This is a genomic window from Vibrio quintilis, from assembly GCF_024529975.1.
Classification (GTDB): Bacteria; Pseudomonadota; Gammaproteobacteria; order Enterobacterales; family Vibrionaceae; genus Vibrio; species Vibrio quintilis.
In genome coordinates this window covers 607,618-624,071 of record NZ_AP024897.1, presented here as the reverse complement: position 1 = coordinate 624,071, position 16,454 = coordinate 607,618, and the positions used below count along the sequence as shown (strand labels likewise).

Here is a 16,454-nt window from a genome sequence, read left to right as displayed (position 1 = left end):
ATTCCCGGTTCAGGGATAAACATGATCCGAAATTAACATAAACCCGCCACGATTCTCCCCTGTGACGCTTAATTATTTCACGGTTCGGTCGCCTTATATTTTCAAATCAGTTTTATTTCCTGCGGCAGCAGAGCGGAACTTCAGATGGGGAAATAAAACTTCCGTTTTTGAAGTAAAAAACAGATAACCCATTGTTTTGAAATAGCAATAGAGCTGGAATAGTTATTGCAAATACATCATAACGCATATCAGGGAATGCGATGACTTCTCTCTGGTACGCAAACTGAATTAACAAGGAGCGACCGGAATGAGTTCAACGGTAGATGCAGCCTCAATGGCAAAAAACCTGGCTACTTATGATGTCCAGGCATTTCAAACCCTGTATAAGAAACAGGAAAGTACCTATCAATCCCAGTTAACGGCTTTGGGTAAAGTCCAGACTGCACTCAACGATTTCCGCTCTGCGGTTAAATCGATGAACAGCAGTACCAGCAGCGTGGTAAACAATGCAGCCACCAGTTCATCTGAGAGCAATTTTACCGCAACAGCCAGCTCATCAGCACTGGCCGGAGATTACCAGATTTTTGTTGAGCAGGTCGCGACTGCCAATCAGGTATCAGCCAGCATGCCATCAACTTTAACGGCAGATACAGAAATTCCGGCGACAGGTACGCTTGACCTGACAGTTGGCAGCAACACCATGACGCTGGATCTATCGACCATTGACAGCGATGGCGACGGTAAAACCACCATGGCTGAACTGGTAAAAGCAATCAATAACAGCAGCGATAACCCGGGCGTCAGTGCGACCTTAGTCCGTTCTAACGGGCAAACACACTTTATGTTGAGCAGTACAGAAACGGGGGCTGCCAACACCATCTCCGTTTCCGCTTCAGGTACCGGGGAAAGCTGGTTTGAAAGTGCATTCAGTTCACTGAATCAGATTACAGAAGCCAAAGATGCCGTCATCTGGTTAGGCGCTCAAAACTCCGGTCTGAAACTCACCAACAGCAGCAACACTTTCAGCAATGTGATTGACGGTGTCAGTGTGACGGTCAACAAAGCACAAACCAGTGGTGACTCATCACTGAGCCTGAAAGTCGGTGCTGATGATGACGCAACCAAGACGCAGGTGAATAAGTTCATTGAAGCCTATAACACCCTGATGACCACGCTCAATAAATATGGCAAAAGCAGCTCAGATGACAGTGAACGGGGTGTTCTGGCCAACGATCCAACCCTGCGTTCAATTAAATCCCAGGTCAACCGGGTTGTCCGTCAAACCTTTGATGGCAAGCATCTCAGTGATATTGGTATCACCATCAGCCGCACAGGCGAAATGGAGCTCGATGCCACCAAGCTCGCCAAAGTGCAGAAAGAGAACAGCACCCTGCTGGAAAATATCTTTAACGGTAGCGGTAACCTGCTGGATTCGATTGAAGAAATTACCAAGTCTTATACAGATTCAGTCAGCGGTATTTTTAAATCACGCAAAACCAGCCTGCAACAAAATATTGACCGGCTGGAAGATAAACAAACTGTGCTGGAAGAGCGCTATAACATGGCTTACAAGCGTTACCTGAAGCAGTTTACCCAGATGAATACCCTGTTGACGCAAATGGATAAAACCATGTCGATGTTCTCATCTTCTTCAACTTCATCCTCATCTTAAGCACAGACGGGAGAAATTTTTATGTTAATGGACTCAGGTTATGACTCATATCAGCAGGTTGATTTGGATGCACAGGCCGCATCAGCCAATCCGCACCAGTTAGTGGTGATGCTGATTGATGGCCTGCTGGATGAAGTCGAACGTATCCGCGGTCATATTGAAGCCAAACGCTATGCCGAAAAAGGCATGGGCATCAGTAAATGTATGAATATTCTGGTCGGCCTTGACAGTGCGCTGGATGATGAAAATGGCGGCGAAATTGCTGAAAGCCTGCATCAGCTGTATGACTTCTGTCAGGTTGAGCTGTATCAGTCCAGTGTGCAAAACAATATTGATCATCTGACCAATGTCGAACGGGTGATGAACAATATCCGCGAAGGGTGGATGGATTTTGGCAAGAATGCATAAAGTCTCTCCGGAGCGGTTTCGCCATCTGGCGCAGCGGATACAGATCGCGGCCAAACTTGAGGACTGGCCGTCACTGATGCGATATGACCAACAGCTTCAGGAGCTGCTGGCTGCGCATCAGGCTTATCTGAATGATCCGCGTCTCGCCCCCGAGATTGCCAGAATCAAAGCGATTCATCAGGCAGCATTTGAGCAACTGTCTCAGGCAACCAGTGAACTGGAACAAACCATGAATAATGTCCGGATGCAGCAGGAACGGGCACTTGCCTATCAGCTCGCGACGCCGGACGGAGAACTCAGATGATTCAGACTCAAATTTTAACGTCAGCATCGCCGGCTCAGCAGCAGACTGACACTCAGCAAGGCTTTCAGGTCCGCAAAGCCCGTAACGGTGCTGCTGAAAGCAGCCAGAAAACGACTCAGGCTTTCCGGAGCGTTTCCCGTCAGCAGACGAAACATTCCCGGCAGAGTACAGAGCAAAGTGCCGGAAATACCCGCACTGACCAGAGTAAAACGGCCGGACAAACCAGTCAGGGATTCCAGGCAGGCCAGATAGCGGGTGAGCAGGCGGGTTTCTATACTCAGGAACAGGCCGCTTTATCACCGTCTTCCTTATCTAAACCAGGTCAGGGACAAGAGCAGCAGGATGTCACTGATTCTTCAGATACTTCCGGTATTGCGGCAATTCTCAGTGACATTCTCAATGCGCAGCAACAACGGCTCTCTAAAGCAGAGCAGGAAAGTCATGCGCACAGCAACCGGATTTCTGCAAAACTCGCCGCAACAACCGGCGAACAGAATCAGCAGCTCAAAGGCCAGCAAACGGCGGCAACAACAGCATCAGATAAACTGAGTCAGCTGACACAGGCTGACAAACTCACGGTGAGTTCAGCGGCACTCAGTCAGACGGACAAAGTCGCATTGAAATCCGCACTGATGTCGGTATCGGCAGCGGAAGGTCAGGCAACACCATCTGCCGCGACCAGTGCAGCGCTGCAAAGTCTGTCAACGTCAGCCACCCAGACACAGCATACCGCAGGCACGGCAAATCCGGCCTCAGCGGGTGGCGCAGAGTGGGCAGCCGTCAGGGTTGATCCGCAGTCAGGTAAATGGGGCGAGCAGATGCTGAGCATTCTGCACGATCGGGTGACGCTACAGGCACAACAAAATCTGCAGGAAGCAAAGATCCGTCTCGATCCGCCTGAATTAGGCAAACTGGACTTAATGGTCCGGGTCGATGGCGACAAGCTGAATGTTCAGATTCACGCCAGTTCCACCGCTACCAGAGAAGCATTGATGCAGGTTTCTGATCGCCTGCGCACTGAGCTGCAAAACCAGAACTTCATGCATGTCGATGTCAACGTCGGCTCTGAGCATCAAAGTGAAGGCCAGTCTTATACCGGACAGGAAGACGAAGCCACCATATTTGCGTCCCGGAGTGATCATCACCCGGACGATAATCATACGTCAGTGACTTCGGAACACTGGCTGAATACACAAGCCTGAATCATCAACGAGGGAAAAAGGCAATGACCAAAAAACAAATGATTATTCTGTGTGTGATGATGCTGATCACGACCGCGGTTGTATCCGGCGGAGCCGTCTTTGGTGGTATCTGGTATTTAAAACAGACCTCAGGTGCAAATAGTTCAGATTCTTTTATGTCCGTCTTCACCAAAAAGGAAGATCCGGTCTCCCCCACGCCGGTATTCCATCAGCTGGATAAAGTGGTCCTGAGTGTCAAAGGCGAGAAGCAACAAAATCATTTCGTGATGCTGGAACTGGCCGTAGAAACCCGACACCCTGCACGGATCAAAGCGATTGATAACTATATGCCGCTGGTCCGGAATACGTTAATCAAGCTCTTCAGCAATAAAACCTATGCAGATTTATACGGTGAAAAAGCGCTCGAACATCTGCAAAAAGAAGTCAAACAATCCATTCTGATGGCTTTCGAAAAGACAGAAATCGTCCGGGATATTGATGATGTGCTTCTGACCAAATATGTCGTTCAATAGAGGGCATTCATGTTGGATATACATTTTCAGGAAGGCTATGAAGCAGCGGAGGAAGTTAACGCTCCCTCCGTTCCTATCGATGAAAATCAGTTGCTGGCCCGCTATCAGCATTTAGTCAAAAGGATCGTGAATCAGCTGCGCATTCATGCCAACACCTATTGCAGTGTGGAAGACATGCAGCAAATCGGTTTGATCGGACTACTTGAAGCAGGCCGTCGCTACGGCAACATTGATGATGAAAACTTTCCTGCATTTGCTGTCTGCCGGATCCGCGGTTCCATCCTTGATGAATTACGCCGTCTGGACTGGCGCTCGCGTAAAAAAAGACAACAGGCGCATGAACTCAATGATGTCACCCGTGATCTGACCCGCCAGCTCGGCAGACAACCGACGGATACTGAAATCATCCGGGCACTGGGGACGGATGAACAGGATTATTATGACCGGCTCAATGCCTCACTGGCCGGTGAAATTCAAAGCCTTGATCAACTGCTTGAAAACGGACTGGAAAGCCATATCGATGAAAATTACCAGGACATGGAGCATGAACACATCCGTCGCAGTCTTGAACAGGCGCTTGGTAACCTCTCCACGCGGGATCAGTTATTACTGACTCTGTTTTACCAACATGAACTCAATCTTCAGGAAATTGCGCTGGTCCTCAATCTGACGCCGCCCCGCATCTGTCAGTTACATAAACAGGCGCTTAAACAACTTAATCACTACTTGTCCCTTTAGGAGTCAGTCATGCAAAAATTTCTTGGTGCAATCATCGTTTTGATGTGTGTCTTTGGCGGATATATGTGGGCCGGCGGCAAACTACTTGCCATCTGGCAGCCCGCTGAAATCATGATCATTGTCGGCGCCGCACTCGGGTCCGTTATCATTGGTAACCCGCCGCAGGTTCTCAAAGAAATGCGCCGCCAGCTGGGAATGATGGTTTCCCAGCCCAAAGACGAACAGCTTTATTACATGGAACTCATGGCCGTCTTACAAATTTTACTGGAAACCGTTCGCAGTGGTGGCTTCAAATCACTCGATAAACACATTGAATCGCCGGAAGAAAGTGACTTATTTAATCGTTATCAGCGCGTTTCAAGTGACTACCGTCTTGTTTCCTTTATTACCGACAATTTACGTTTAATGGCAATGGGACAAATGTCGCCTCATGAATTAGAGGGATTACTGGAGCAGGAGATTGAAGCCATTCAAAGCGATCTGCTGCAACCTTCCCGTTCGATGCAACGTACCGCAGAAGCACTGCCGGGATTTGGTATTCTCGCCGCTGTTGGCGGAATCATCATCACCATGCAGTCGATTGATGGTTCTATCGCACTGATTGGCTATCATGTTGCCGCAGCACTGGTCGGTACGTTTGTCGGTATTTTTGGTTGTTACTGCTGCCTTGACCCGGCCAGTAATGCAATGGCACAACGAGTCAAACGCGATATGTCAGCATTCGAATGCGTCCGGGCGACACTGGTCGCTTATGTTGCGAAAAAACCAACACTGCTTGCCATTGATGCAGGTCGTAAACACATTCAGCTGGACATCAAACCAACCTTCAATCAAATGGAGCAGTGGCTGGCTGAGCAGGAGGGATAATGCAAAAGCAAGAGCATGTGGTATTCAAGCGCACGAACCGCAGCCATGAAGAAGCACATCACGGCGGAGCCTGGAAAGTCGCTTTCGCCGATTTTATGATTGCACTCATGGCGCTGTTTCTGGTGCTGTGGATTATGCAGGTGGTCAATCAGGATGAAAGGAAAGCGATTGTTGCATATCTGAATGATGCCAGTGTTTTCGAGCAGAGCTACGGCAACCCCTTTGACACCGCGCAAAGTATTTCTCCGATTGATCTGGAGTCTCATTCTTCAGTGCCGGATACCCATGTTGCCAAACATATCGTGAATTCCTTTTTTAACGGTAATGGTGAAGGTCCGGAGTCAGATGCCCTGATTCCCGGCACCTTCGATACACAAGAACAACTGACCTTACTGGCAAAAGTTATCGAGGAGCTGGTCAAACAGATCAGCGCCCAGGGAAATGTGAATGTGACCGTCACCCCTCAGGGTTTACGTATTGTGCTGCAGGATGATTATAAACAGCATATGTTCAGCCGGGGCGGCACTGACTTAACGCCTTATTTTGAAGACCTGCTGCTGGCTTTGGCCCCGGTATTTCAACGGGTTCAGAATCCAATCATCATCAGTGGTCATACGGATGCGACACCGTTTAAGAAAACACTCAGCAACAAAAGTAACTGGGAACTTTCTGCCAACCGGGCTGATGTCGCCAGACAAACACTGGTTGCCGGAGGAATGCCGGATCAACGTGTCCTACAGGTCACCGGCATGTCTGATCGTGCCCTCCTTAACCCGGACAAACCAGATTCAAGTGCAAACCGCCGGATTGAATTATTTGTTCTGACCACACCGGCTGCCGCTGTTCTTGAAACCTTCTTCGGAAACCAAAAAGATAGTCAGCTGAAAAAAGCACAGGATAAAGCGCGTTTTAATCAGCCTGTCATCCGGCAGGAAACGATTAAATATCCTATACTTTCGGAACAAACCGGAAAGAAAACAAAAAAGAAAATCTAAAACTTACAGTGCATTAAATACCATGACGTATACCGCTGCTTTGCTGGCAAAGCGGCGGGACGGGACTCCCTGTTTCACGAGATAACTGAACACCGAGCGCTTTATGTACCATCACTATCAACAAACGGTTGAAACAAATAAAAAGAATGGCATGCAGAAGTTTTTTCTGTGGCTGATTGTTGTTGATTATGCGTTGTTAACCCTGTTCCTGACTCAGCTTTCCAGCCTGACACTGCGGGGCGGCACCGGCATCAGTTTACTGCTGGTGATTTATAATGTGCTGCTGACTTTTCTCTGCTTCCAGAGAACCCGACGCCGGGACACTTATATTATTTATCCGACCCTGTCAGCCACATTACTGGCGTTTATCTGTTTTCTGTATTTCTTTTTTCTGATTTAAGACGGATTACTTTTTTCTTCCCGGATGATGGATTCAATCACATGCATCACTTCACTTAAATGGTGAATCACAGGTGCGCCATCAGGAACAGGAATATCAGGATGAAAGCCTGACAAATAAACCGCCTGCATCCCCGCATTCATCGCCCCCCGGATATCTTTCTCCGGATGATCGCCGATATAAATACACTCACCAGATGAAAACCCGGCCGCCCGTGCTGTATCAGTAAAAATCGAAGGATCGGGTTTACTGACACCAAAGCGCTCAGAACTGACCAGTTGCTGAATCAGCTCACCAAATGTTGTGGCAGCTAATGTTGCCCGACGACTCCACTCAGCACCATTTGAAATGATTCCCACATGATAGCCCGACTGAACGAGCTGCCGGATTAACGCAGCGGCTCCCGGCATTTCTGCCGCACTCCGGGGAAATTCTGCTTTCCAGAATGCTTCCAGTTCTGTTGCCGGAACCGGATCATGCCAGCCCAGCTGTAAAGCAAGCTCAGCCCCAATGGCCTGATAGATTCTTTGATAAGGGGAATTGTTTACCAGATAACCGCCATTATCCGTTTGTTTGATAAGGTCAGAAACCTGTCTGAAAGAAGGATGCAACAGTTGCCGGGAGAAATGCCTGATAAAAATCCGGGAGAATTGGTCGATACTGGCATTCCGCTCAACCAGTGTATTATCCAGGTCAAAATAAACGGCCCTAATCATGTTCACTCTCCGCACCGGATTCCCGGTGGTGTTTGTCTCTGGTCGCTTCTGATATTCATCTTCTGAACAACAAAAAAAGCCAGCATATCCATGCTGGCAAAAACAAACAAGAATCTGTGGAGAGAGACATTAACGCAGTAGTGCGACAACCGTATGACGACGGACGTTGGCCTGCGCATTTAATGCCTGATAAACCGACGTAAAACGCGAAGATGCCGCTGCAAAGTCTGTCAGCATCTGCTCGGTTTCCGTCCCTGAAATGGTCTGCGTCCCGGAACGTAAGGTATTCATCTGAGTATTTAAGTCGGTATAAAACTGACGGGCATCCTGAAGGCTGGTATGAACCTGCTGCAAATACTGATTCACTTTGCTGATCGTCTTTTTAATCCCGTCGCGGGAGCTTAAATCAAACTGTAATTCAGCAATGCCATCCGGTTCTGATTTCAAAGTCAGCGTATTGGCCTGACCAGCCGGGAAACGATATCCCTGCCCGCTCACCATCACCTGCTGTTGCATCTGTTGATAGGATGATTCATTTGCCTCAAAGATAATATCACCGCTTTCATTGACTGAAGCCCGCATCCCCATTGGCAGCAGACTCCGGTCCAGCATTTTCACCGTTTTCTGTCCATCGGACTGCCCGTCAAACTGAATCATCACAGAACCACCCTGCGGGAAATCCAGCCTGATTTGTTCGGCTTTATCCGCAGAGCGGTGAATGTTTAATCCCGGCACAGAAAAGCGCCGGATATCCGCACGGTCCAGTTTTAACTGCAGTTCATTATCAACCACCCGCTTCCCGTCAAACCGGGCCTGTTCCAGCTCGTTATTCATCTGAGCTTTAGCCTGGGATAAATTGTTTTTCAGCCGGGAAGATGTCGCGGCATTCACGCCGTGTTGTAGTGCCGGGGTTAACTCTCGCTTAATCGCAGTTAATGTTTTGCCAACCGACTGCAATGTCTGTGTTGCGATTTGAACGGCAGTTGCGTGCTGCTGACCCTGGGTCAGCATGACACCAGACAGAGAGTAGACCGATGAGACATCTGATTGTGACTGACGGTATCCCGTAACCGCTGATGGGCTGGTATCTGATGCGCGGGAAGGTGAAATCGAAGTTTGTCCCTGCCCCGTCAGGCGAATACCATGTGCCCGGACTTCTACCGTACTTACTGCCATAAAACTTGTACCTTACAACCGATCAAACAAAGACAGATCATTAATTTTTGTATAGCTCGCCTGCGTCGCTTTCAGCGCAGCCATGTAATTATTCAGCCTGACTGATGCTTCACCATAATCCAGTGCGGACAAGTCATTCGATACTTTATCGACAAACAATTTATTCTCGCTGTGTGCCCCGGACATCATCTCGAGGTTTTTGATACGGCCACCAATTTCAGTCAACGCATTCAAGACCTGGCCGGAAGTATTATCAACAGCATTTAACGTATCTTCGACAGTCGCTCTGAAATTTGCCGTCGGTGTTTCAAATTCGGCAATGATCGCGTCAATATGATTTAAGACATTATCGCCACCACCAAGATCCAGTATTTCAGCTGAAGTCATATTGGACTCAACATTCACACCTTTGGCCACAGTCACTAACCGTTTATCACTGTTTCCCTGCAGCACATAACTGCCGGATACTTCAGCGACAGAGGCCGTATCAGTTTTCGTTCCGGAGAACAGATAATGGCCCGCTTCATCCTGCGCATTAAAGGCCGTGATCATACCTTCACGCAAACTTTTCAGTTCAGTGACCATGCCATTCCTGTCACTGGTACTCAGAGACCCATTCGCCCCCCAAAGCACCAGCTCACGGATGCGTTGCAGGCTTTCTGTGGCGGAATCCAGATAAACTTCCTGATTGGATAAATTGGTCTTCACATCAGAAATATTTTTCTTGTACTGAGTAATCGCACTGCCTTCCCGGCTCAGGTTCAATAACTGAACCGACGCCATCGGATCGTCTGAAAGTTTGGTCAGACGGTCACTGGTCGACATCTGCTGCATCACTGTACCCAGCCCGACATTATTATATTGCAGGCTTCTCAGCATCATCTGGCTAAACTGTGTATCACTGATTCTCATGATTACTCCTTAAAACAGCTGCAACACTGAATCAAACAACTTATTCGCAGTACTGATGACTTTCATATTGGCATTATGTGCCTGAGAAAAAGTCATCAGATTTGCAGCTTCTTCATCACTATTCACGGCCCTGACATTATCACGGGCTTTCTCAGCCTGTTCATTCACGGTCTTTTTGGCCTGATAATCGGATGTCGCCTGCCGGGCTTTAATCGCCGTATCACCGACCATCGCCGTAAAACCTTCATTGAGTGTCATCGAACCAAAACTACCGACAGACACGTCCTGATTATTGATTGCAATTAAATTTTTCAGCACATCGCCGTTGCCCGGATTACCGTCTGAAGAAAAGGCAAGCTCTTCCGGGTCAATATCGGTCGTTGTCAGGCTGGCTGCAGGTGTAGATGGATCATAAGTGAACAACGGCTGACCGGCATTGCCATTCAGATCTTGCCCGGTTGCCAGCACATTATTGAATGCATCGGCCATGGCTTTCGCCATATCATCGACCGCCTTCATATCCGGCTTGAGCACATCGCTCTGATAATCATTGATCGCGCCAATTTTACCACCGACCGAACCGGAGACGACAAACGTCTGGTTCTCAAATTCCACTTTCATGGTCGCCATATACACATCAGACGGATCCGGCACAGCTTTGAGTTGTCCGGCATCGCCGCCCATCACCAGTGGCTGCCCGGAAGTCAATGTCACCTGCATACTGCCATCGGCCTGATCAGTGGTTCTGACTTCAACAATTTCGGCCAGCTCGCCAATCAGTTTATCGCGGGTATCCAGCAATTGAGACGGATTACCACCGACGCCGTTTGCTTCGGTAATCTTCTGATTCACTTCAGCAATATTGACCAACAGGCTGTTGGCCTGCGCAACAGCAGCATTTCGCTGATCATTCAGATCTTTGTGCTGATGCTGCAACGTTTGGGTCAGCGTATTAAAGCGACGGGAAATCGCTTCCGCTTCACTGGTAATTTGCTGGCGTAAAGAGACGGATTCAGGTTTGGTGGTCGCACTGTGCAACGCAGCAAACAGGCTGTCGAACCCGGCTGATAAATCGAAACCATCCGCTTTCAGTGTGTTCTCAAGCTGGCTGAGGCTGTCATTATAACCAGAGGCATAAGACGAAATACTTGCCGTTGACCATGTCTGTTTCACCAGAAACATATCGGTCACCCGGCGGATACTGGTCACCTGAACGCCATTCCCGGCGTTTAACCGGTCATGTTTTGCGCCATTAACTGAAGCCATCAACGCTTCCTGACGGCTATATCCCGGAGTATTGATGTTCGCAACATTTTGAGCGGTCACATCCAAAGCAACCCGGTTGGCATTTAATCCTGATAAAGCAATATTGACGAGACTCATTTCAGTTACGACTCCGTTTTACGAATCAATGGCTGTGCAAATGCGCTGGTTGCATTCACTTCGCGGATTTTCTCCTGATTAACAGAGGCGACCGCTTCCGCGCCGGGATTAACCGGAGTGGAATTCAAGATGTTTTTGGTTGCTTCACTTTGTGATCTTGCTTCCACTAATGGTGCAATATCATCATTGGCAGATGAAATCCGGGTCACTTTATTGACTGCCGGATCGGGTACATCAGGACTGAGCTGCTCAACCAGCATATCTGCAATGCCGGCTTTCTGTTTTTTCGCCAGTTCAATCGCCAGCTGACCATCGTACATATCGCGGAAAACACCTTCATGTTCACCGGAGAACGGACTGTCTTTATCAGCCAGCACATCACTGCTGCTGCGCATCTGCCGCAGCACCAGCTGCAGAAACATCGCTTCAAACTGTCCGGCAACCGCCTTCAGTGACTCTTGCTGATTCTTTGCATGCTTAATATTCGCCAACGCACTGTTGTCATGATAAAGAATTGAATTCAGTTGCGTTTGATCATTCACACCATCGAGTTTCATGATGGACTCCTTATATTACAACCAGCTCAGCATTCAGAGCACCCGCTTCGTGAAGCGCCTGAAGAATCGACATTAAGTCTGTCGGCGTCGCACCAAGGCTATTCACTGCATTGACGATCGTGTTCAGTTCCGTACCCGGCGGCCAGATCACCATTTGTGCCTGATCTTCATCCATATCAATCCCGGTCCGGTCAACGACCTTGGTATCTCCGTCAGCAAAAGGATTCGGCTGACTGACATGCTGTGCTTCAGAGATTCTGACGGTTAAGTTACCGTGGCTGACCGCCGCCTCTCCGACTTTCACATTTTTCCCGATCACGACCGTTCCCGTGCGGGAATTGAAAACGATTCTGGCGGGTTTACGACCCGGCTCGACGCTCATTTCTTCCAGCATCGACATCATCGTAACCCGCTGCTGGGTATCTTTCGGTGCCCGCATATCGACCCGGACTTTATTGACTGCCACAGCAACATCCGGCCCGAAAGTGCGGTTAATTTCCCGGGCTATATTCTTCGCTGTGGTAAAGCTGGGCTCATGTAAATTCAGGGTAATTTTGTCACGCGAGTTGAAATCGGTCGGAATCTCACGCTCCAGCGTCGCACCGTTTGGTATACGCCCTGCGGTTGGCGTGTTGATGGCGATTTTAGAGCCACTTTTCCCTTCCGCAGAAGCACCGCCAACCACAACATTCCCCTGAGCGACGGCGTAGACTTCACCGTCGACACCACGCAATGGTGTTAACAGCAGCGTACCGCCCCGTAAACTTTTCGCATCGCCGATAGAGGAAACGACAATATCAACCGGCTGTCCCAGCCCGGTCATCGGCCCAACACTGGCCGTCACACTGACCGAAGCGACATTACGTAATTTGGGATCGGTTTTCTCATCAATCTGAACCCCGAACTGACGCAACATATTGGTGATGGACTGCGAGGTAAATTTCACCTGATTGCGATCGCCCTGACCATCCAGACCAACCACCAGCCCGTAACCAACCAGCTGGTTTGAACGGATTCCCTGAACATCAACCAGATCCATCACCGGAATCTTTACTTCCGCTGCCTGCAAAAACGGGGCAACAGAGAGTGCGATACTCCATAAAATCGTGTTTAAAATGCACTTCATCAGTTTCATTAGAACGGCATCCATGGACTGTTAAAGAATTGAGTCAGCCATCCGGAAGCATTGCTTTCCGCCAGCGCTCCCCGGCCAGAATAAGTAATCCGGGCATCGCCGATTCGCTGAGAAGAAACCTGATTGCTGCGGCTGATATCATCAACCCGGACAATACCGGTCAGGCGAATATATTCATCGCCCTGATTGAGGCGAATCCACTTTTCTCCGCTGATACGCAGCACCCCATTTGGCAAAACCTCATGCACAGTCACCGTAATCGCCCCCTGAAGTTTATTCCCCTGAGAGCTGGTGGCACTGCCGTCAAAATCCCGCTGAGCATCAATCGATGCCGACAAATCATTCAGTTTCTTGGTCCCGATTGTAGGCAACGCAAAATTCACACTCGAGTTTTTACCATATTTGGTATTGGCTTCTTTGCTTGACTGAGTCTGTTCCGACAAAATCACGGTCAGCATGTCGCCAACCCGGTAAGCCCGGCGGTCCTGAAAGAGTGTCATGGTGTACTGATGGCGATACAGACTCCCGGCTTTGGGGGCCGGCAATGAATAATCCAGTTCAGGCGGACCATATTTATCTTCATTTGGCGATACAGGAAGAAACTCCTGTCTGCCCGCACACCCGGCTAACAGTAACACAGCGATCATCCACCCGCCTGACAGCTGCCTGATGATCCGCTTTTTCATGACACGCTCTTTCATGACTACCTATACCTTACATAGATTGCGAAACAAATTTCAGCATATCGTCTGCGGCAGAGACGACCTTAGCATTCATTTCATAAGCACGCTGTGTGGTGATCATGTCAACCATCTCTTCCACCACCTGAACATTAGAGCCTTCCAGTGCGCCCTGCTTGATACTGCCGACACCGTCTTCACCGGCAATCAGTTCTTCGGCCTGACCGCTGGCATCTGTTTCACGGAACAGGTTGCCACCAACCGCTTCCAGACCAGCCGGATTGATAAATTTCGCCAGTGTAATCTGCCCCATCTGCTGGGGTGTCGGGTCATCCGTTGTAATGCCGCTCACCGTGCCATCGACACCAATAGAAACTGACTTAATGTTCTCCGGAATCTGTACCTGTGGCTGTAACGGCAGCCCCTGGCTATTAACCACAATCCCTTCAGAGTTCACATGGAACTGCCCGTTCCGGGAGTACATGATTTCCCCGTCAGAGTTTTCAATCTGGAAAAAGCCTTTTCCCATCACGGCCAAATCAAGTTCCTGTCCGGTGTTTTGCGAGTTCCCCTGAGTGAAGACCTTTTGTGAACCCACGACACGGACACCGCTTCCGAGCTGAACACCCGTCGGCAACTGGTTGACCTGATCAACCTGAGCCCCCGGCTGACGCTGAATGCTGTAGAATAAATCTTCAAAAACAATCCGGTCACGCTTAAACCCAACCGTATTCACGTTTGCCAGATTGTTCGAGATCGCAGTCATCTTGGTATCCTGCGCTGCCATCCCGGTTTTACTGACCCAAAGTGCTGAATGCATCCTTTGTTCTCCTTACTGCATGAGCAATCAGCTCGTGCTCATTAATTTGTTGCCGGCTTTAGCCAGTGTTTCTGCGGTCTTCATCATCCGCACCTGCATCTGGAAGTTGCGTGTCAGTGACATCACATTCATCAGCTCATCTATGGCTGACACGTTACTGCCTTCAAGATGCTCCGGTGCCAGTGTGACAGTCTGGTCGACATCAAAATTGCCGCCACCAACCCGGTGCAGCAGGCTGTCACTCTCTTTTTGCAGCTGGTTCATTTCCGGATTCACCAGTTTCATGGTGCCGACCTGAACTTCAGCGTTGCCACCCGGCGGAATCACCGAGATCTGCCCGCGCTCACTGACTTCAACTTTCTGATATTCCGGCAAAGTTAACGGACCATTCTCACCCAGCAGCGGAAACCCGTTCACAGACAGGTTGCCCTGACTGTCGACAGCAATATTCCCGGCTCTGGTATAGGCTTCATCGCCATCCGGCGTCTGCACGGTCAGATAACCTTTGCCCGTCACCGCCACATCCAGCGCGCGTCCGGTTTCCACCACATCCCCGGTATCAAACCGGGTCGAGGCCGAGTTGGTCACGACCATGGTCCGGCCATCAAAACCAGAGCCCTGCAAAGCAACACTCTGTACCCGTTCCATGTCGGCACGGAATCCGGCAGTATCTGCATTTGATAAGTTGTTTGACCGCACATGCTGGGCTTTCAGCACACGGCTGGCTCCGGATGTGGCGGTAAATAACAAACTATCCATAATCCGTCTCGCTCAATCAGTTATTAAATGGCGTTAAACAAAGATTGCGTCAGCTTATCTTCAGTCGAAATAGTTTTCGCATTCGCCTGATAGTTACGCTGTGCCGTCATCAGACTCACCAGCTCGTTGGTCAGATTCACATTTGAACCTTCCAGCGCACCCGGGGAAATATCACCCAACACACCGGTTCCCGGCGCGCCGACTGTTGGTGCACCTGAGCTGTAGCTTTGTGTCCATGCTGTGCCACTGACTTTCGCCAGTGCCTGCGGGTTGGCAAAGTTCGCCAGCACAACCTGTCCCTGCAACTGAGACTGACCATTGGTATAAGTCGCGTAAACCATGCCGTTATCTTCAACCCGGACACCGGAAAGCTGGCCGGAAGTGTAACCATTCGGGCTGTTGGTGCTGACACCAAATTCCGCGCCGTACTGGGTGCTGCCGGTTAAATCAATATTGATACTGACCGGATCGGCACCTGTTGGTGTGAATGCCACAGCATAAGGTGCGGTTGGCGTTGCCAGTGAACCGTTGGAATTAAACGTCATTGCCTGAGTGGTGACTGAAGATGTATCACCATCAACGATCGTATTGATATTCCATGTGTTACTGGATGTTTTGGTAAAGTATTGCGTCACCGTGTGAGAGTTACCCAGCGAGTCATACACTTTACTGGTGTAAGAAGAGTTAAACGTGTCAGTGTTTGTTGAATCAAATGCTGTAGTAATGGCCGAAGCGCTTGCATTAAAGTTAGCCACAAAATCTAACTTATCCGTCGCTTTCGCTGCCAGAGAAGACGAACTGATTTTGATATTGCCGACTGTACCTGACATCAGGTTATTATTGCTGTCGACACTATACCCTTGCAGGTTTGCACCGGTATTACCAATCACATAGTTGTCTTTATCTGTGCTGAAGACCCCGGAGCGGGTATACAGCGTCTGGCCCAGGCTGTCTTTGGTGACAAAGAAGCCATTGCCGTCAATGGCTAAATCCATCGAACGGCCGGTATTTGTGATAGTCCCGTCTTTGTCAAAGTTCTGAGAAATCGCTGCAACTTCAACGCCACCAGCCTGAACACCGTTATAAACGGCAGAAAATTCCGTGCGTCCGCTTTTAAAGCCATACGTTGACGCGTTCGCAATATTGTGACTGATGGTATTCAGTTCTGAATTGGTTGCATCCAGTCCACTTAGTGCAATATTAAAACTCATAAAAAAC

The 16,454-nt window shown here is 49.2% G+C and carries 19 protein-coding genes; 9 read left to right on the top strand and 10 right to left on the bottom strand.

Annotated features, from left to right (window positions below):
- The first annotated feature begins 307 nt into the window (after positions 1-307).
- From fliD to OC443_RS03025, 9 genes are all read left to right on the top strand, one after another.
- Complete coding sequence (gene fliD, locus OC443_RS03065; protein WP_073580932.1) at positions 308-1,672, top strand: flagellar filament capping protein FliD; 1,365 nt, start codon at positions 308-310, stop codon at positions 1,670-1,672.
- Positions 1,673-1,693: 21 nt separating this feature from the next.
- Entirely contained in the window at positions 1,694-2,080 is a 387-nt protein-coding gene (gene fliS / locus OC443_RS03060) for a flagellar export chaperone FliS (protein ID WP_073580930.1), read from the top strand.
- Positions 2,064-2,384 (top strand): LafD, encoded by a 321-nt coding sequence (locus OC443_RS03055; protein ID WP_143169251.1) that lies wholly within the window; start codon positions 2,064-2,066, stop codon positions 2,382-2,384. Before fliS ends, OC443_RS03055 begins: the two co-directional genes overlap by 17 nt.
- The gene (locus tag OC443_RS03050; RefSeq protein ID WP_234976345.1) at positions 2,381-3,586 is read left to right on the top strand and encodes a flagellar hook-length control protein FliK; all 1,206 of its coding nucleotides are present in this window, start codon (positions 2,381-2,383) and stop codon (positions 3,584-3,586) included. The genes OC443_RS03055 and OC443_RS03050 overlap by 4 nt, the downstream gene beginning before the upstream one ends.
- A gap of 23 nt (positions 3,587-3,609) precedes the next feature.
- A complete protein-coding gene (locus OC443_RS03045; protein WP_073580926.1) occupies positions 3,610-4,098 on the top strand; it encodes a flagellar basal body-associated FliL family protein in 489 nt (162 codons plus the stop codon).
- Between the two features lie 9 nt (positions 4,099-4,107).
- Positions 4,108-4,836: a FliA/WhiG family RNA polymerase sigma factor gene (locus tag OC443_RS03040; RefSeq protein ID WP_073580924.1), complete on the top strand. Its 729-nt coding sequence runs from the start codon at positions 4,108-4,110 to the stop codon at positions 4,834-4,836.
- Between the two features lie 9 nt (positions 4,837-4,845).
- Complete coding sequence (gene motA, locus OC443_RS03035) at positions 4,846-5,703, top strand: flagellar motor stator protein MotA (protein ID WP_073580922.1); 858 nt, start codon at positions 4,846-4,848, stop codon at positions 5,701-5,703.
- Positions 5,703-6,698 carry a flagellar motor protein MotB gene (locus OC443_RS03030; protein ID WP_073580920.1) on the top strand — a complete coding sequence of 332 codons (996 nt, stop codon included), beginning with the start codon at positions 5,703-5,705 and terminating at the stop codon, positions 6,696-6,698. The genes motA and OC443_RS03030 overlap by 1 nt, the downstream gene beginning before the upstream one ends.
- A gap of 151 nt (positions 6,699-6,849) precedes the next feature.
- A complete protein-coding gene (locus OC443_RS03025) occupies positions 6,850-7,098 on the top strand; it encodes a hypothetical protein (protein WP_262021635.1) in 249 nt (82 codons plus the stop codon).
- Here the strand turns inward: OC443_RS03025 and OC443_RS03020 are convergent.
- From OC443_RS03020 to flgE, 10 genes are all read right to left on the bottom strand, one after another.
- Entirely contained in the window at positions 7,095-7,814 is a 720-nt protein-coding gene (locus tag OC443_RS03020) for an HAD family hydrolase (RefSeq protein ID WP_073580916.1), read from the bottom strand. The genes OC443_RS03025 and OC443_RS03020 overlap by 4 nt on opposite strands.
- 129 nt (positions 7,815-7,943) lie before the next feature.
- Positions 7,944-8,990 (bottom strand): flagellin, encoded by a 1,047-nt coding sequence (locus OC443_RS03015; RefSeq protein ID WP_073580914.1) that lies wholly within the window; start codon positions 8,988-8,990, stop codon positions 7,944-7,946.
- Between the two features lie 12 nt (positions 8,991-9,002).
- The gene (gene flgL, locus OC443_RS03010; protein ID WP_073580912.1) at positions 9,003-9,902 is read right to left on the bottom strand and encodes a flagellar hook-associated protein FlgL; all 900 of its coding nucleotides are present in this window, start codon (positions 9,900-9,902) and stop codon (positions 9,003-9,005) included.
- Positions 9,903-9,911: 9 nt separating this feature from the next.
- Positions 9,912-11,285, bottom strand: coding sequence for a flagellar hook-associated protein FlgK (gene flgK, locus OC443_RS03005; RefSeq protein WP_073580910.1), 1,374 nt, complete (start codon positions 11,283-11,285; stop codon positions 9,912-9,914).
- Positions 11,286-11,290: 5 nt separating this feature from the next.
- Positions 11,291-11,842, bottom strand: a complete 552-nt coding sequence (locus tag OC443_RS03000; protein WP_073580908.1) for a rod-binding protein — start codon at positions 11,840-11,842, stop codon at positions 11,291-11,293.
- A gap of 10 nt (positions 11,843-11,852) precedes the next feature.
- Positions 11,853-12,968, bottom strand: coding sequence for a flagellar basal body P-ring protein FlgI (locus tag OC443_RS02995; RefSeq protein ID WP_370738731.1), 1,116 nt, complete (start codon positions 12,966-12,968; stop codon positions 11,853-11,855).
- Between the two features lie 8 nt (positions 12,969-12,976).
- On the bottom strand, positions 12,977-13,663 hold the full coding sequence (flgH, locus tag OC443_RS02990) for a flagellar basal body L-ring protein FlgH (protein WP_370738732.1): 687 nt from the start codon (positions 13,661-13,663) through the stop codon (positions 12,977-12,979).
- 28 nt (positions 13,664-13,691) lie between these two features.
- Positions 13,692-14,477: a flagellar basal-body rod protein FlgG gene (flgG, locus tag OC443_RS02985; RefSeq protein ID WP_073580904.1), complete on the bottom strand. Its 786-nt coding sequence runs from the start codon at positions 14,475-14,477 to the stop codon at positions 13,692-13,694.
- A gap of 27 nt (positions 14,478-14,504) precedes the next feature.
- Positions 14,505-15,236, bottom strand: coding sequence for a flagellar basal-body rod protein FlgF (gene flgF, locus OC443_RS02980; protein ID WP_073580902.1), 732 nt, complete (start codon positions 15,234-15,236; stop codon positions 14,505-14,507).
- A gap of 23 nt (positions 15,237-15,259) precedes the next feature.
- Positions 15,260-16,447, bottom strand: a complete 1,188-nt coding sequence (gene flgE / locus OC443_RS02975; RefSeq protein WP_073580900.1) for a flagellar hook protein FlgE — start codon at positions 16,445-16,447, stop codon at positions 15,260-15,262.
- Positions 16,448-16,454: the final 7 nt, after the last annotated feature.

Excerpts from the sequence above, each read along its gene's own strand:
- OC443_RS03045 (WP_073580926.1), top strand. The coding sequence starts at position 3,610 with ATGACCAAAAAACAAATGATTATTCTGTGTGTGATGATGCTGATCACG.
- OC443_RS03000 (WP_073580908.1), bottom strand. The coding sequence starts at position 11,842 with ATGAAACTCGATGGTGTGAATGATCAAACGCAACTGAATTCAATTCTT.
- flgL (WP_073580912.1), bottom strand. The coding sequence starts at position 9,902 with ATGAGAATCAGTGATACACAGTTTAGCCAGATGATGCTGAGAAGCCTG.
- flgK (WP_073580910.1), bottom strand. The coding sequence starts at position 11,285 with ATGAGTCTCGTCAATATTGCTTTATCAGGATTAAATGCCAACCGGGTT.
- OC443_RS03025 (WP_262021635.1), top strand. The coding sequence starts at position 6,850 with ATGCAGAAGTTTTTTCTGTGGCTGATTGTTGTTGATTATGCGTTGTTA.
- fliS (WP_073580930.1), top strand. The coding sequence starts at position 1,694 with ATGTTAATGGACTCAGGTTATGACTCATATCAGCAGGTTGATTTGGAT.
- OC443_RS03015 (WP_073580914.1), bottom strand. The coding sequence starts at position 8,990 with ATGGCAGTAAGTACGGTAGAAGTCCGGGCACATGGTATTCGCCTGACG.
- flgF (WP_073580902.1), bottom strand. The coding sequence starts at position 15,236 with ATGGATAGTTTGTTATTTACCGCCACATCCGGAGCCAGCCGTGTGCTG.
- flgE (WP_073580900.1), bottom strand. The coding sequence starts at position 16,447 with ATGAGTTTTAATATTGCACTAAGTGGACTGGATGCAACCAATTCAGAA.
- OC443_RS03020 (WP_073580916.1), bottom strand. The coding sequence starts at position 7,814 with ATGATTAGGGCCGTTTATTTTGACCTGGATAATACACTGGTTGAGCGG.
- OC443_RS03040 (WP_073580924.1), top strand. The coding sequence starts at position 4,108 with ATGTTGGATATACATTTTCAGGAAGGCTATGAAGCAGCGGAGGAAGTT.
- OC443_RS03030 (WP_073580920.1), top strand. The coding sequence starts at position 5,703 with ATGCAAAAGCAAGAGCATGTGGTATTCAAGCGCACGAACCGCAGCCAT.
- flgG (WP_073580904.1), bottom strand. The coding sequence starts at position 14,477 with ATGCATTCAGCACTTTGGGTCAGTAAAACCGGGATGGCAGCGCAGGAT.
- motA (WP_073580922.1), top strand. The coding sequence starts at position 4,846 with ATGCAAAAATTTCTTGGTGCAATCATCGTTTTGATGTGTGTCTTTGGC.
- OC443_RS03050 (WP_234976345.1), top strand. The coding sequence starts at position 2,381 with ATGATTCAGACTCAAATTTTAACGTCAGCATCGCCGGCTCAGCAGCAG.
- flgH (WP_370738732.1), bottom strand. The coding sequence starts at position 13,663 with ATGAAAAAGCGGATCATCAGGCAGCTGTCAGGCGGGTGGATGATCGCT.
- fliD (WP_073580932.1), top strand. The coding sequence starts at position 308 with ATGAGTTCAACGGTAGATGCAGCCTCAATGGCAAAAAACCTGGCTACT.
- OC443_RS02995 (WP_370738731.1), bottom strand. The coding sequence starts at position 12,968 with ATGAAGTGCATTTTAAACACGATTTTATGGAGTATCGCACTCTCTGTT.